This window comes from Streptomyces sp. NPDC005648 (assembly GCF_040605395.1).
Taxonomy (GTDB): domain Bacteria; phylum Actinomycetota; class Actinomycetes; order Streptomycetales; family Streptomycetaceae; genus Streptomyces.
Genome location: NZ_JBEXCS010000018.1, coordinates 1 through 13,935, shown reverse-complemented (window position 1 = coordinate 13,935; position 13,935 = coordinate 1). Strand labels below are relative to the sequence as shown.

General features: G+C 70.7%; 13 protein-coding genes. 7 read left to right on the top strand and 6 right to left on the bottom strand.

What is annotated here, in order from left to right; all coding sequences use genetic code 11:
- Positions 1-13: 13 nt before the first annotated feature.
- From ABZT17_RS13285 to ABZT17_RS13275, 3 genes are all read right to left on the bottom strand, one after another.
- Positions 14-730: a DsbA family oxidoreductase gene (locus ABZT17_RS13285; protein WP_356347635.1), complete on the bottom strand. Its 717-nt coding sequence runs from the start codon at positions 728-730 to the stop codon at positions 14-16.
- Between the two features lie 102 nt (positions 731-832).
- A complete protein-coding gene (locus ABZT17_RS13280) occupies positions 833-1,336 on the bottom strand; it encodes a GNAT family N-acetyltransferase (protein ID WP_356347633.1) in 504 nt (167 codons plus the stop codon).
- Positions 1,333-2,328: a helix-turn-helix domain-containing protein gene (locus ABZT17_RS13275; protein ID WP_356347631.1), complete on the bottom strand. Its 996-nt coding sequence runs from the start codon at positions 2,326-2,328 to the stop codon at positions 1,333-1,335. Before ABZT17_RS13275 ends, ABZT17_RS13280 begins: the two co-directional genes overlap by 4 nt.
- Before the next feature lie 70 nt (positions 2,329-2,398).
- Here ABZT17_RS13275 and ABZT17_RS13270 point away from each other — a divergent pair, with 70 nt between their 5' ends.
- Complete coding sequence (locus tag ABZT17_RS13270) at positions 2,399-3,766, top strand: MFS transporter (RefSeq protein WP_356347628.1); 1,368 nt, start codon at positions 2,399-2,401, stop codon at positions 3,764-3,766.
- A 34-nt stretch (positions 3,767-3,800) separates the two neighbouring features.
- Here ABZT17_RS13270 and ABZT17_RS13265 read toward each other — a convergent pair whose 3' ends face one another.
- Positions 3,801-4,409, bottom strand: coding sequence for a DUF1349 domain-containing protein (locus ABZT17_RS13265; protein ID WP_356347626.1), 609 nt, complete (start codon positions 4,407-4,409; stop codon positions 3,801-3,803).
- A gap of 47 nt (positions 4,410-4,456) precedes the next feature.
- A complete protein-coding gene (locus tag ABZT17_RS13260) occupies positions 4,457-5,986 on the bottom strand; it encodes an aldehyde dehydrogenase (NADP(+)) (RefSeq protein WP_356347623.1) in 1,530 nt (509 codons plus the stop codon).
- A gap of 130 nt (positions 5,987-6,116) precedes the next feature.
- On the opposite strand from ABZT17_RS13260, the gene ABZT17_RS13255 reads away from it, so the two are divergent.
- The 3 genes from ABZT17_RS13255 to ABZT17_RS13245 all read left to right on the top strand — a co-directional run bounded on the left by ABZT17_RS13255 (position 6,117) and on the right by ABZT17_RS13245 (position 8,906).
- Positions 6,117-6,890, top strand: a complete 774-nt coding sequence (locus ABZT17_RS13255) for an IclR family transcriptional regulator (protein ID WP_356347620.1) — start codon at positions 6,117-6,119, stop codon at positions 6,888-6,890.
- 18 nt (positions 6,891-6,908) lie between these two features.
- Positions 6,909-7,391 (top strand): GNAT family N-acetyltransferase, encoded by a 483-nt coding sequence (locus tag ABZT17_RS13250; protein ID WP_356347618.1) that lies wholly within the window; start codon positions 6,909-6,911, stop codon positions 7,389-7,391.
- Positions 7,392-7,454: 63 nt separating this feature from the next.
- On the top strand, positions 7,455-8,906 hold the full coding sequence (locus tag ABZT17_RS13245) for a penicillin-binding transpeptidase domain-containing protein (protein WP_356347616.1): 1,452 nt from the start codon (positions 7,455-7,457) through the stop codon (positions 8,904-8,906).
- Positions 8,907-8,919: 13 nt separating this feature from the next.
- On the opposite strand, the gene ABZT17_RS13240 is transcribed toward ABZT17_RS13245, so the two are convergent.
- Positions 8,920-10,371, bottom strand: coding sequence for an NCS2 family permease (locus ABZT17_RS13240; RefSeq protein WP_356347613.1), 1,452 nt, complete (start codon positions 10,369-10,371; stop codon positions 8,920-8,922).
- Positions 10,372-10,601: 230 nt separating this feature from the next.
- Between ABZT17_RS13240 and ABZT17_RS13235 the strand changes: the two genes are divergently transcribed.
- From ABZT17_RS13235 to ABZT17_RS13225, 3 genes are all read left to right on the top strand, one after another.
- On the top strand, positions 10,602-11,168 hold the full coding sequence (locus tag ABZT17_RS13235) for a SigE family RNA polymerase sigma factor (protein ID WP_356347867.1): 567 nt from the start codon (positions 10,602-10,604) through the stop codon (positions 11,166-11,168).
- The gene (locus tag ABZT17_RS13230) at positions 11,165-12,007 is read left to right on the top strand and encodes a hypothetical protein (protein ID WP_356347611.1); all 843 of its coding nucleotides are present in this window, start codon (positions 11,165-11,167) and stop codon (positions 12,005-12,007) included. Before ABZT17_RS13235 ends, ABZT17_RS13230 begins: the two co-directional genes overlap by 4 nt.
- A 115-nt stretch (positions 12,008-12,122) precedes the next feature.
- Positions 12,123-13,805: a rhamnogalacturonan lyase B N-terminal domain-containing protein gene (locus ABZT17_RS13225; RefSeq protein ID WP_356347608.1), complete on the top strand. Its 1,683-nt coding sequence runs from the start codon at positions 12,123-12,125 to the stop codon at positions 13,803-13,805.
- Positions 13,806-13,935 lie beyond the last annotated feature (130 nt).

The window sequence follows — 13,935 nt, the reverse complement described above, 5'->3', positions numbered from 1 at the left end:
CCCATCTGCGGTTCTACCGCTGCGGCACAGCGCACCCGTCGGGGCCGCACGCCTCGGCGTCGCCCTCGTCGAGGAGCTTCAGCGGCGGACGCTCGCCCCAGGCCTGGGTCAGCGCCTGGGCGAAGACCTCGGCGGGCTGGGCGCCGGAGACGCCGTACTTGCGGTCGAGCACGAAGAACGGGACGCCGTTCGCCCCGAGCTCGGCGGCCTCGCGCTCGTCGGCGCGGACGTCGTCGGCGTAGGCGTTCGGGTCGGCGAGGACCTGGCGGGCGTCGTCCGCGTCCAGACCGGCGGCGACGGCGAGCTCGACCAGCCGTTCGTCACCCTCGCTGAACAGGGACCGCTCCTCGGCGAAGTTGGCCTTGTAGAGGACCTGGATCAGCTCGTTCTGGCGGCCCCGCTCCTTGGCGTGGTGCAGCAGCCGGTGCATGTCGAAGGTGTTGCCGTGGTCGCGGTCGCGGGTGCGGTAGTCGAGGCCCTCGGCGGCGGCCTGCGCGCCCAGGTTCTCCTCGCCGGCCTGCGCCTGCGCCTCGCTCATGCCGTACTTCTTGGTCAGCATCCGGATCACCGGCTGGATGTCGTCCTTGGCACGCCCCGGGTCCAGCTCGAAGGAGCGGTGCACCACCTCGACCTGGTCGCGGTGCGGGAAGGCGTCGAGGGCCTTCTCGAAGCGGGCCTTGCCGACGTAGCACCAGGGGCACGCGATGTCCGACCAGATCTCGACCTTCATGTTCTCTCCAGCTCGCAGGGGTGCGGAGGCCGCCTCCGCCGAGTGGATGAACGTTCAAGCAGCGGGGTTCATTCCCCGGAGAGGTTCCCTCCGCGGAGACGCTCATTCCCCGGAGACCGAGTAGCGCAGGAAGAGGTGGTGGTCGCCCTCGGCCGGCGGGCTGTCCGGGTCGGGGACCCAGCCCTGGCGGGCGTAGAAGGCCTGGGCGCGCTCGTTGTCGATGTGCACGTCGAGGACGGCCGTGCGCCTGCCGTCGGCCCGCCACTGCTCGACGCAGGCAGCGTGCAGGGCCGTACCGACGCCGGAACGCCAGGCGCCGGGGTCGACGTGGAACTGATACAGCTTGACCGTTTCAGCGGAGGCGTCCGGCGGGGTCCGGAAAGAGGCGATGGCGACCATGCGGCCGTCCTCCACCAGGCACAGCACCTGTCCGTCCGGCCTCCGCACGGCGGCCCGCCAGGCGGCGAGCCAGTCGGTGCCGTCCTGCGGTACTCCGTCCGGGTAGTACGTCGCCCGGGCCCGCGCGTGCAGAGCGGTGACGGCCTCGGCCTCGACGGGCAGCACCGTACGGATCACCCGGGCGCCCCGTACTCGGTCACTGATCATGCAGCGTTGGACGAGCCGACGGCGTCCTCGGTTCCCAGACGGCTGAACTGTGCCCGGTAGGCGCTCGGCGTCAGCCCCGTCCGGCGGACCACATGGGCACGCAGCGAGTCGGCGGTACCGAGGCCGCAGGCGCGGGCCACCTGGTCCATGGGCAGGGTGGTGGTCTCCAGCAGCTCCTTCGCCCGCTCGACGCGCTGGTGGAGCAGCCACTGCAGCGGGCTGACACCGCTCTCGGCGTGGAAGCGGCGGGTGAGGGTGCGCACGGAGACGCCCGCGTGGCGGGCCAGGTCGGTGAGGGTGAGGGGCTTGTCGAGGTTGCGCATGGCCCAGCCCCGGGTGTCGGCGCAGGCATGGCCCCGCTCGGGCGGCAGCGGGGTGTGGGTGAACTGGGTCTGGCCGCCGGGCCGCACGGGCGCGACGAGGGCGCGGCGGGCGACCTCGTTGGCGACGGCGGCGCCGTAGTCGGTGCGGATGATGTGCAGACAGAGGTCGATGCCTGCCGCGTAGCCGGACGCGGTGACGTACGGGCCGTCCTGGACGTAGAGCACGTCTCCCTGGAGGTCGACCCGCGGGTAGCGCCGCCGCATCTCCTCGGCGTGCGCCCAGTACGTCGTCGCCCTGCGCCCCTCCAGCAGTCCGGCCTCGGCGAGCTGGAAGGCGCCGGTGCACAGGGAGGAGATGCGCTTGCCGCCGGCGGCGGCCTCCTTGACGGCGGCCACGATCCGCGGGTCCGGCAGATACGGCTCCCCGGTGCCGGCGACCACCACCGTGTCGGCCCCCTCGATCGCCTCGAGGCCGTGGCGGACGTAGAGGTCGAGCCCGCCGGACGTGGGCACCGGTCCCGGTTCGGCGGCGCAGATGACCACCTCGTAGCCCGGCCGGCCGTCCACCTCGACCTTGCCGAACATCAGCTCGGGGATGGCGAGGTTGAACATCGAGACGGGCGACGGCGCGACGACGGCGACACGGTGCGGTGTCCGCTTCCTCGGCATGGCCAGAACCTCCGGACGTATGGCATTCAGGCCACTACTGTACGACGGCACGGTTCCGCAGCATGGACGCATGACGACGAACCAGATGGCCAGGGGCGGCGAACTCGCCCTCCGGGGGCGTGAGTTGGAGACCGACCGGTCCTCCCCGGCGCTCACCCTCACCGCCGCGCTCCTCGGCTTCGCGCTGATCTGCCTCGACGCGTCCGTGGTGAACGTGGCCCTGCCCGCGATGGGTCACTCCCTGGGGGCGGGGATGGCAGGTCTGCAGTGGGTGGTGGACGCCTACACCCTGCCCTTCGCCGCGCTGATGCTCTCCACCGGCGCCTTCGCGGACCGGGCGGGCGCGAGCCGGGCGTTCGCCCTCGGCACGACGGTCTTCACCCTCGCCTCGGTCGCCTGCGGACTGGCACCGGACCTGTCGCTGCTGATCGGCGCACGGGTGGTGCAGGGGATGGCCGCGGCCGTCGTCCTGCCGGCCTCGCTGTCACTGGTGCGGCAGGCGTTCCCGCAACCGGCGCGGCGGGCACGGGCGGTGGCCACCTGGGCCGCCGGCGGCTCCGCGGCGGTGGCGCTCGGCCCGGTGGCGGGCGGTCTGCTGACGACGGCCTGGGACTGGCGGGGGATCTTCTTCGTCAATCTGCCGGTGGGGGCAGTGATCCTGACGCTGCTGGTACGGGCGCCCCGCTCGGTCCGCCGGCCCGCGCCGCTGGATGTGCCGGGGCAGGTGACGGCCGTGCTGGCGCTGACCGCCCTGACCTTCGCGGTGATCGAGGGCGGGACGGCGGGATGGACGGCGGCGGGCGTCGCCGTCGTCGCGGCCGTCGTGTTCGTCCGGATCGAGGGCCGCAGTCCCCATCCGGTCGTCCCGCTCGGGTTGTTCCGCGACCGGACGGTGGCCGTGGCGGTCGCCGCGGGGGCCGCGGTCAGCGTGGCCTTCTACAGCGTGGTGTTCGTCTTCTCGCTCTTCTTCCAGCAGGTCCAGGGGCTGTCGGCGCTGCGGGCCGGGCTGGCCTTCCTGCCGATGACGGGGCTGATCGCGGTGACGAACGTCGTCGCCGGCAAGCTCGCGGGGCGGTACGGCGCGAAGGTGCCGATGCTGGTGGGACAGGGCGTGGCCGTGGCGGGACTGCTGGTCCTGCTGTACGTCGGCACCGGAACGTCGTCCGTGCTGGTGGCGGTGCTGCTGGTGCCGTTGGCGCTGGGGTGCGCGCTGACGGTGCCGCCGCTGACGGCGGCGATGATGGACGCGGTGCCGGTGGAGCGGGCGGGGGTGGCGGCGGGGATGCTGAACGCCGCGCGGCAGGTGGCCGGAGGCCTCGGCATCGCCGTCTTCGGGGCGCTGGTCTCCGGCGGGTTCGCCGGGGGGATGCGGGCGGCGCTGGTGATCAGCGCGGGGCTGCTCGTGGTGACGGGCGCGGCCACGTCCCGGCTGCGGTGAGCGCCGGGGGCCGAGCCCCCGGCGCCCCACGGGATCAGCTGCCGTCCCGCAGATCCTTGGGCCAGTTGGGCCGGAACTCGATGTGGTCGTAGGTGACCACACAGCCCTCTCCCATCGGCGACTGGGTCATGAACCCGACCAGGGCCGCGTCCGCCTCCTTCTCGTCGCCCAGGGTGAACAGCCGGACGAAGATCCAGCGCCTGCCGTCCCGGGAGGCGTGGAAGGCGAAGGCGCGGCCGGTGCGGCTGATCCGGAGCCAGACCGAACTGCCGTCCACGGTGAAGGAGTTGGCGTCGTCGGAGTGTCCCCGGGTGACCACCGTGCAGACGGTGGGCACATCCGGGGAGTACTCCAGGCAGAGCTTGGCCCAGGCCCGCTCACCGACATGCAGATAGAGCACCCCCGCGTCGAAGGCCCCGGCGAACCCGACGGTGACCCGCGCTATCAACTGGAAGTCCCCCTCGGGCGACCCCAGCAGCCGGGGAGCGTCGGATGCGGGCTCCAACGCCTCCCCGGTGGGCGGCACGAAACGATCCTGCCGGGGTCCGGCCCACCCCGTGAGCACACCATCTTCGTACGACCAGTTGCCCTCGGGCCCATAGGTGCGGAGCGGGAAGGGCAGTTCGGGAAGTTCCACGTCCATCCAGTGAGTGTGTCAGTCGTGGGTGCTCGGCGCGGGCCCGGGGCCGTTCAGCGTTCGAGGCGCCCGTCGAACCGCCGGGGCAGCCCCAAGGGGTTGTCGTCCCGCAGCTCCGGCGGCAGCAGCGCCTCGGGCGCACCCTGGTACACCACCGGCCGCATCCACCGCTCGATGGCCGTGCCGCCGACGGAGGTCGACGTCGAGGTCGTCGCCGGGTACGGGCCCCCGTGATGCTGGGCGGGCGCCACCGCGACCCCGGTCGGCCAGCCGTTCACCAGCACCCGGCCGGCCAGCGGCGTGAGCTCGGCGAGCAGCTCCGCGCCGCGGCCCTCGCCGGCCGCCTCCTCCGCCGAGAGATGGACCGTCGCCGTGAGGTTGCCCGGCAGCCGGGACAGCACGGACTGGACCTGGGTGTCGTCGTCGTAGCGCGCCACGACCGTCACCGGACCGAAGCACTCCTCCAGGAGCAGGTCGTACGCCCCCTCCTCGGCCAGCTTCTCCGCCGCCACGGTGAGGAATCCGGCGCTGACGGTGTGCTCACCGCCCGCCCCGGGCGTCACCGGCGTCTCCACGTCCGGCAGCTCGCCGCGCTCAGCGACCCCGGCGATGAAGTTGTCCCGCATCCGGCGGTCGAGCAGCACGCCGGCGTCGGTGTCGCTCACGGCGTCGGTCAGGGACTTCAGGAAGCGGTCGCCGGCCGCGCCGGACGGCGCGAGGACCAGCCCCGGCTTCACACAGAACTGGCCGACACCCAGCGTCATGGACCCGGCGAGACCGGTGCCGATGGCCTCCGCCCGCTCCGCGGCCGCCGCCTCGGTGACGACGACGGGGTTCAGGGAGCCCAGCTCGCCGTGGAAGGGGATCGGGGTCGGACGGGCGGCGGCGGCGTCGAAGAGGGCACGACCGCCCCGTACCGAACCGGTGAAGCCGGCCGCGGCGACCAGCGGGTGCTTGACCAGCTCGACGCCCGCCTCGAAGCCGTGCACCAGGCCGACGACGCCCTCGGGGACGCCGTGGGCGACGGCCGCCCTGCGCAGCACCTTGGCGACCAGCTCGGACAGGGCCGGGTGGTCGGGGTGTGCCTTGACGACGACCGGGCAGCCGGCGCCGAGCGCGCTCGCGGTGTCGCCGCCGGCGACCGAGAAGGCGAAGGGGAAGTTGGAGGCCGAGTAGACGGCGACGACGCCGAGGGGCACCTTGTAGCGGCGCAGGTCCGGGATGGGCGGGGTCGCGGTGTCGTCGGGGTGGTTGATGATCACGTCGAGGAAGGCGCCCTCGTCGACGATGTCCGCGAAGGCCCGCAGCTGGTAGCAGGTGCGGGCGAGTTCGCCGGTGAGGCGGACCGGGCCGAGCGCGGTCTCGGCGTCGGCGGTCTCGACGAGCCCGTCCTTGGCCGCCTCCAGCTGCTCGGCGGCGGTGCGCAGGAAGGCCGCGCGGACCGCGCGGTCGGCGAGGGAGCCACGCGCGGCGTGCGCGGCGCGGACGGCGGCGTCCACCTCCTGGGCTGTGGCCTCCACCGCAACCTGTTCACGCTGCTTCCCGGTTCGGGGGTCGACACTCCAGACTGGTGCTGCTGCCACCGCGGGTCCCTCCAGGTATGACTGGGTCATTCACCAGGGTCGTTCGATATACTGAACGCTGTCTCTGATGATGAATATGCTGTTGGAGACTATAACTTCGGTTTCTCGTCCAACGAAGGGGTCAAGGGCGATGTCGGCAGGCGAGACAGGCGGCGGGGCACAGGTCAAGTCCGCGGTGCGGACGGTTGAACTGCTCGAATACTTCGCCGGCCGGCCCGGTATGCACTCCCTCGCATCGGTCCAGGAGGCCGTCGGGTATCCCAAGTCCAGCCTCTACATGCTGCTGCGCACACTGGTCGAGCTGGGCTGGGTGGAGACGGACGCGACGGGCACGCGGTACGGCATCGGCGTACGGGCGCTGCTGGTCGGCACCTCCTACATCGACGGCGACGAGGTGGTCGCGGCGGCACGGCCCACCCTGGACCGGCTGTCGGACGACACCACCGAGACCATCCACCTGGCCCGCCTCGACGGCACCAACGTGGTCTATCTGGCCACCCGCCAGTCCCAGCACTATCTGCGGCCCTTCACCCGCGTCGGCCGCCGTCTCCCGGCCCACTCGACCTCCCTCGGCAAGGCGCTGCTGAGCACGTACTCGGACGAGCAGGTCCGCAAGATGCTGCCCGAGACGCTGCCCGCCCTGACCGAGCACACGATCACCGACCGGGAGAGGCTGATCGAGGAGCTGCGCCAGGTGCGGGAGCAGGGCTTCGCGGTCGACCGCGAGGAGAACACGCTCGGCCTGCGCTGCTTCGGCGTGGCGATCCCGTACCGGACGCCGGCCCGCGACGCGATCAGCTGCTCGGTGCCGGTGGCGCGGCTGACCCCCGCACATGAACAGATGGTGAAGGACGCCCTGTTCGACGCGCGGGACCGCCTGACGCTGGCGACCAGAAGGCTCTGACTCCTAGGCTCGGGCCCCATGGATGTCGTACTGCGCGAAGTGCACGACAGTGATCTGCCGGTCTTCTTCCGTCAGATGAACGATCCCGAGGCCCTGCGCATGGCCGCGTTCACGGCGAAGGACCCGGCGGACCGGGACGCCTTCGAAGCCCACTGGAAACGGATCCGGGCCTCCCGGGACGTGATCCTCACGGTCCTGGCGGACGGGGACGTGGTGGGCAGCGCGGGGGTCTACGGCGATCCGGGCGAGCGCGAGGTGACGTACTGGATCGACCGCGCGTACTGGGGCCGGGGCATCGCCACGGCTGCCCTGCGGGCGCTGCTGGCCGAGGTCCCGGAGCGCCCGCTGTACGCCCGCGCGGCCGCCGACAACGCCGCGTCACGGCGGGTGCTGGAGAAGTGCGGCTTCCGGCTGACGGCCCACGCGAGGGGGTTCGCCAACGCGCGGGGTGAGGAGATCGACGAGGTCGTGATGACGCTGGAGGAGCCTCGGAGTTCCTGAGACCTCGATGAGAGAACGGGCGCCAGGGAACGATCGCCCGTTCCTGATCGTCTTTCTCACGGGATGAACAAGACGATCAGGCGGACCTCCGTCTTCGTGCTGCTGCTCGTGCTCGCCCTGCTGATCAGGGCGACATGGGTGCAGTTCTACGACGGCAAAGCCCTAGCGGACGACAAGGACAACCGGCGCAACGCGATCGAGACGTACGCGGAGCCGCTCGGGAACATCATCGTGGCCGGCGAGTCGATCACCGGTTCGGCGCGCACCAGCGGCGGCGACCTCAAGTACAAGCGCACGTACAAGGACGGCAAGCTGTACGCGGCGGTGACGGGCTACGCCTCGCAGGCGTACGCGCCCACCCAGCTGGAGGGCATCTACCAGGACCTCCTCAACGGCACGGACAGCAAGCTGAAGACCGTGATGGACACGGTCACCGACCAGCGCGCCGACCCGGGCAACGTGGTCACCACGATCGACCCGGACGTACAGAAGGCGGCGTACGACGCGCTCGGCGACAAGAAGGGCGCGGCGGTCGCGATCGACCCGGCGAGCGGCAAGATCCTGGCGGTCGTCTCGACACCGTCGTACGACCCCACGTCGCTGACGGACGCCAACACCGCCGGGACCGCCTGGAAGAAGCTCAACGCCGACCCGGACAAACCGCTCACCAACCGCGCGCTGCGCCAGCCGCTGCCGCCGGGGTCGACGTTCAAGCTGGTCGTGGCGGCGGCCGCGCTGGAGGACGGCCTGTACTCGTCGGTGGACGTCAGGACCGACAGCCCCGACCCGTACACCCTGCCGGGCACCACCCGTGAGCTGTCCAACGAGAACCCGAACGCCCCCTGCGCGAACGCCCCGATCCGCGCGGCGCTCGAGTACTCCTGCAACAACGTCTTCGCGAAGATGGCCGTCGACCTGGGCCAGGACAAGGTGAAGGCGATGGCCGAGAAGTTCGGCTTCGACGACACCGAGCAGGATGTGCCGGTCCGCGCCTACACCAGCGTCTACCCGTCCGACATGAACAAGTCGTCCACGGCCCTGACGGGCATCGGCCAGTTCGATGTCACGGCCACCCCGCTCCAGATGGCCATGGTCTCCGCCGCCATAGCCAACGGCGGCAAGCTGGTCTCCCCGCATATGGTCTCGCAGACCACCGACAGCGGCGGCGACGTCCTCCAGAACTACGACGACAGCACCAGCACGAAGCAGGTCATCAGCTCCGGCACGGCGCGGCAGCTCCAGTCGGCGATGCAGACGGTCGTGGAGAAGGGCACGGGCACCAACGCGAAGATCTCCGGGGTGACCGTCGGCGGCAAGACCGGCACCGCCCAGCACGGCGAGAACAACAGCCAGACCCCATACGCCTGGTTCACGTCCTACGGAAAGGCGGACGGCAAGGAGGTCGCGGTGGCGGTGGTGGTCGAACAGTCCGACGCGGCGCGTTCGGAGGTCAGTGGAAACGGGCTGGCCGCCCCCGTGGCCAGGGCCATGATGGAGGCGGCGCTCAGGAACTGAGCCCGGTCGTCTGCTACTTCACGCCCAGGATCTGCTCCACCGGATCGATCGCGAAGTACACCAGGAAGAGCGCCGAGACACCCCAGAGCAGCCAGTGCACCTCCTTGGCCTTGCCGAGGACCGCCTTGATGACGACGTAGGCCACGAACCCCGCCCCGATGCCGTCCGTGATCGAGTAGGTGAACGGCATCGCGGCGATGGTCAGGAACGCCGGGATCGCGATCTCGTACTTGTCCCAGTCGATGTGCTTGACATGGGTCATCATCAGGAAGCCCACCGCGATGAGGGCCGGCGCGGCGGCCTGGAGCGGGACGATCGTCAGGATCGGGGTCAGGAAGAGCGCGAGCCCGAAGAGGCCACCGGTGACCAGGTTGGCGAACCCGGTGCGCGCCCCCTCTCCCACGCCCGCCGCCGACTCGATGTAGGCGGTGTTGGAGGAGGCGGACCCCAGACCGCCGGCCACCGCCGCCGCCCCGTCGATGAACAGCACCCGCCCGATCCCGGGCACCTGCCCCTGTTCGTCCAGCAGCCCGGCCTCGGCGCTGATGCCCACGATCGTGCCCATGGCGTCGAAGAAGTCCGAGAGGATCAGGGTGAACACCAGCAGGACGGCGGTGAGGACGCCGGCCTTGGCGAAGCCGCCGAACAGGCTGAAGTGACCGATCAGCCCGAAGTCCGGCGCGGCGACGATCTTGTCCGGCACCCGGGGAGTCGTCAGGCCCCAGCTCTTGATGTCGGCGACCGAGTCGATGACGATCGCGACGATCGTCATGGTGACGATGCTGACCAGGATCGCGCCCTTCACCTTCCGCGCGATCAGCGCGATGGTGAGCAGCACGCCGAGACAGAACACCAGCACCGGCCATCCGGTCAGCCGCCCGACCGCGCCCAGCTGCACCGGCACGGTGGTGTCGGCCGCGTCCGGGATACGGCTGACGAAGCCGGCGTCCACGAAGCCGATGAACGCGATGAACAGGCCGATGCCGACGCCGATCGCCTGCTTGAGCTGCTGCGGAATCGCGTCCATGATCGCTTTCCGCAGCCCGGTGACGACCAGGACGCAGATCAGCAGGCCTTCCAGGACGACAAGACCCATGGCGTCGTCCCAGCTCATCAGCGGTGCGAGCTGGAAGGCGACGACGGCGTTGAGGCCGAGGCCGGCGGCGATGGCGAGCGGGAGGTTGCCGCCGACGCCCATGATGATCGTCATCACACAGGCCACCAGGGCGGTGGCGGTGACGAGTTGACCCGTGTCGAGGGTGTGCCCGAACTTGTCCTTCGCGCTGCCGAGGATGATGGGATTCAGGACAAGGATGTAGGCCATGGTGAAGAACGTGGCGAAGCCGCCGCGTATCTCCCGGCCGAAGCTGGATCCCCGCTCGGAGATCCTGAAGAACCGGTCGACGCTGCCCGCCGCCGGTGGTACGGCACTTGGCCGGTCGGCGACCTTCTGGGTGTCGGACATGCGGGTGCTCCTAGGTGCCTGATCGTTCGGGTGCGGATGTCGGCTGGATCGTTCCCGCGTTGAGCGCGTTTCAGGTCTTCTTCGTGTGACGGAATCGACCGGCCCGTCACACCATGTTCGAAGACCCGTACGAGAACAAGACATTGATCACTGCTACGCTTCCGGATCTCGTCCGGGTCACCTCCGGATGATCACATGTCATCTACATGACGCTCACAGAGAGGTCGCCCGTGGGCACGGTCGTCGACGACGCAGCCTCCGCGGAGTTCCATGCCTTCTTCGAACAGCACTACACGGAACTGTCCCGTCTCGCCCACCTGCTGACCGGCGAGGCGGACGCCGCCGACGATCTGGCGGCGGACGCGCTGCTCGCGCTGTGGCACCGCTGGGACCGGGTGCGCGCCGCCGACCACCCCGTCGCCTACGCCCGTGGCGTCGTCGCCAACCTCGCCCGCACCCGTATCCGCAGCGCCGTACGCGAACGCCGGCGGATCTCGCTGTTCTGGTCGCAGCGCGAGGAGAAGACGGAGAACCCCGACATAGCGGGCGTCGTGGATGTCCAGGAGGCGTTGCGCAGACTGCCGTTCCGGAAACGGGCGTGTGTCGTGCTGCGGCACGCCTTCGACCTCTCCGAGAAGGACACCGCTCTCGCCCTGGGTGTTTCCGTGGGTACGGTTAAGTCCCAGACGTCCAAGGGGATGGCCGAGTTGCAGAAGATCCTCGGCTCCCAGGGTGTCCCACAGAGGGTGCACGCGGCGATGGCGCGCGGCGGCGAGACCGGAGGAAGGGCGCGATGAGGCAGCAGGACGTGCACGACGAGCTGCGCGCCCGGCTGCACCAGGCGGCCGAGGCGCACGAGCCGGACCGGGCCCGCATCCTGGCGCGGATCGAGCGGGGCATGCACCCCGAGCCGGGGCGCGCCGGCCACCGTTCCAGGCGGCCCGTGGTGTGGGGCTGGGCACGGGTGGTGGGTGCCACCGCCGCGGTCGCCGGCATGCTCGCGGTGGGCGGTTACGCGGTGGCGTCCGCGGTCAAGAAGGACGACACGCCCCAGCAGCAGACCGTCGCGGTCTCGCCGACGCCCACACCGTCGCCGGACGCGACCAGCCGGCCCAGGCCGTCGGCGGACCCGACCCCGAGCCGGGCGCCGGAGGCCCACAGGCCGACCGGCACACCGTCCCCGACCCGGCCCCCCGCCTCCGTACTGCCGTCCGCGGACGGTGAGACGGACGGCCCGGTGTGGTCCGACGGCTCGGTCGACCCGCACAGCAACGACTTCTGGGCGCAGAGCAACCTCACCCTGAAGAACAGCGCCCCGCTCACCGCCCTCACCGTGCAGCTGCGGATCGCCCAGACCGGCGGGGTCAGCGACGCGGGCGCCTGGCGCTCACTGCCGGAGCAGGACTTCGACCTCACCGTCGGCGAGCAGAACGGCTTCCTGGTCTACACCTGGACGCTCAAGGCGGGCCGGAGCGTCGCCAAGGGTGAGTGGGTCTTCGCCGGGCAGTACAACCACCAGCGCGGCGGCCGGGACGCCAGGGCCGACCGCTACACGATCACGGCCACGGCGGACGGCAAACAGCGCGCGGTGGGCGGCGACTTCGCCGCGCGCACCTCCGGCGAGGGCGACTCGTAGAAAAATCTCGGCCGGGGCGGCAACCCATCCCCCACCAGCGGCAACCAGGAAGCGGAAGGCCCACTCTTCCCCTGCGGCAGCTGAGTGAACATTCAAGTACGACGGGATCCCGCCCTTGAGCACGCACAAGAGACACCTCACGCGCCGACGGGTGCTCGGGGCCTCCGCGATCGGAGTCGCCGCCACCGGCGCCGCCGTCGCGGGCGGCACCGGCCTCCTCGCCACCGCGTCCGCCGCCGGCTTCGGCTACCGGGACGACGGCAGGAACTACGTGGTCGACACCGGCGCCTCCCTCGTCTTCAAGGTCTCCAAGACGAACGGCGATCTCACCTCACTCGTCTACAAGGGCAAGGAGTACGAGGGCTACGGCGGCAAGCACTCGCACGTCGAGTCGGGCCTCGGCGCCTCCACGGTCACGGTCCGGCACTCGGGGTCAGTGATCCTGATCAAGGTGGTCCACGGCCCGATCACCCAGTGGTACGCGGCCCGCAGCGGCCAGAACAACGTCTATCTGTGGACGAACAAGGCGGACGCCTCCTTCACCGCCACCCGTTACATCGTCCGTATCAGGCCCGGGATGTTCCCCAACACCGGCTCGGACGCCTGGGACTCGACCCGGGACAAGATCATCGAGGCGGGTGACGTCTGGAAGAGCCCGGACGGCACGACCCACTCCAAGCACTACTCGGGCAAGCGGACCATCGACTACGACCACATCGGCTTCACGACCGGCTCGGCCGGCCTCTGGCTGGTGCGCTCCAACCATGAGAAGGCGTCCGGCGGCCCCTTCTACCGCTCCCTCCTCCGGCACTCCAACGAGGGCGGCGCGGGCCTGTACGAGATCCTCCACTACAACGAGGCCCAGACCGAGCCGGAACGTTTCGGCTTGCAGGGCCCGTACATCATCGCCTTCACGGACGGCGCCGCGCCCCCCTCGTCGCTGTCCCAGGAGGACCTCGACAGCTCCTGGGCCGACGGTCTCGGCATCACCGGATGGGTCGGCAGGGCGGGCCGCGGCAAGGTGGCGGGCGTCGGTCTGAAGGGCATGGACGCCAAGTACCCGTACACGGTGGGCTTCGCCAACAAGGACGCCCAGTACTGGGCGAAGGCGGCGGCCGGAACCGGCGCGTTCTCCTGCAAGGGGATGCTCCCGGGGACGTACACGCTGACCGTCTTCAAGAACGAACTGGCCGTCCACACCGAGTCGGTGAAGGTCACGGCGGGCGCCACGACGTCCCTGCACACCCTCGCCCTGACCGGTGACCCCTCCGCCGCGGCCACCGTCTGGCGGCTCGGCGACTGGGACGGCACTCCTGGCGGGTTCAAGAACGCCAAGCTGATGACCTACGCGCACCCCTCCGACGGCCGCGCGGCCAGGTGGACCGGGAACGTCACGATCGGCAGCGGCGGGGAGGCCGCGTCGTTCCCGGCGTACATCTGGAAGGACGTCAACAACGGCGTCCTGGTGTACTTCAGGCTGACCAGGGCGCAGGCGGCGGCAGCGCACACCCTGCGGGTCGGGGTGACCGACGCGTTCGCGGGCGGGCGGCCCCGGGTCACCGTGAACGACTGGGTCTCGGGCGTTCCCACCGCACCCGCACAGCCCACGACACGTTCCCTCACCACAGGGTCCTACCGTGGAAACAACCACACCTTCACTTTCAGCGTCCCTAGTAGTGCGTGGAGGACGGACCCCTCGCAGTACAACGTCCTGAAGATCGAGACAGTGAGCGGATCGGGCGGCAGTGCCTTCCTCAGCGCGGGCACGTCGTTCGACTGCTTGGACCTGCTGACCTGAGCCCCCCTCGGTCAGCAGCGGCCGGTCAGAGCCCCCCTCGACCGGCGCCGACGCCCCCGCCGACGACGGTCGGCGGGGGAGTGGGGGCGGACGCTGCCCGCCGGGCACGGGCAGGGGGTCGCCGTGCACC

Excerpts from the sequence above, each read along its gene's own strand:
- ABZT17_RS13285 (WP_356347635.1), bottom strand. The coding sequence starts at position 730 with ATGAAGGTCGAGATCTGGTCGGACATCGCGTGCCCCTGGTGCTACGTC.
- ABZT17_RS13280 (WP_356347633.1), bottom strand. The coding sequence starts at position 1,336 with ATGATCAGTGACCGAGTACGGGGCGCCCGGGTGATCCGTACGGTGCTG.
- ABZT17_RS13275 (WP_356347631.1), bottom strand. The coding sequence starts at position 2,328 with ATGCCGAGGAAGCGGACACCGCACCGTGTCGCCGTCGTCGCGCCGTCG.
- ABZT17_RS13270 (WP_356347628.1), top strand. The coding sequence starts at position 2,399 with ATGACGACGAACCAGATGGCCAGGGGCGGCGAACTCGCCCTCCGGGGG.
- ABZT17_RS13265 (WP_356347626.1), bottom strand. The coding sequence starts at position 4,409 with ATGGACGTGGAACTTCCCGAACTGCCCTTCCCGCTCCGCACCTATGGG.
- ABZT17_RS13255 (WP_356347620.1), top strand. The coding sequence starts at position 6,117 with ATGTCGGCAGGCGAGACAGGCGGCGGGGCACAGGTCAAGTCCGCGGTG.
- ABZT17_RS13250 (WP_356347618.1), top strand. The coding sequence starts at position 6,909 with ATGGATGTCGTACTGCGCGAAGTGCACGACAGTGATCTGCCGGTCTTC.
- ABZT17_RS13245 (WP_356347616.1), top strand. The coding sequence starts at position 7,455 with ATGAACAAGACGATCAGGCGGACCTCCGTCTTCGTGCTGCTGCTCGTG.
- ABZT17_RS13240 (WP_356347613.1), bottom strand. The coding sequence starts at position 10,371 with ATGTCCGACACCCAGAAGGTCGCCGACCGGCCAAGTGCCGTACCACCG.
- ABZT17_RS13230 (WP_356347611.1), top strand. The coding sequence starts at position 11,165 with ATGAGGCAGCAGGACGTGCACGACGAGCTGCGCGCCCGGCTGCACCAG.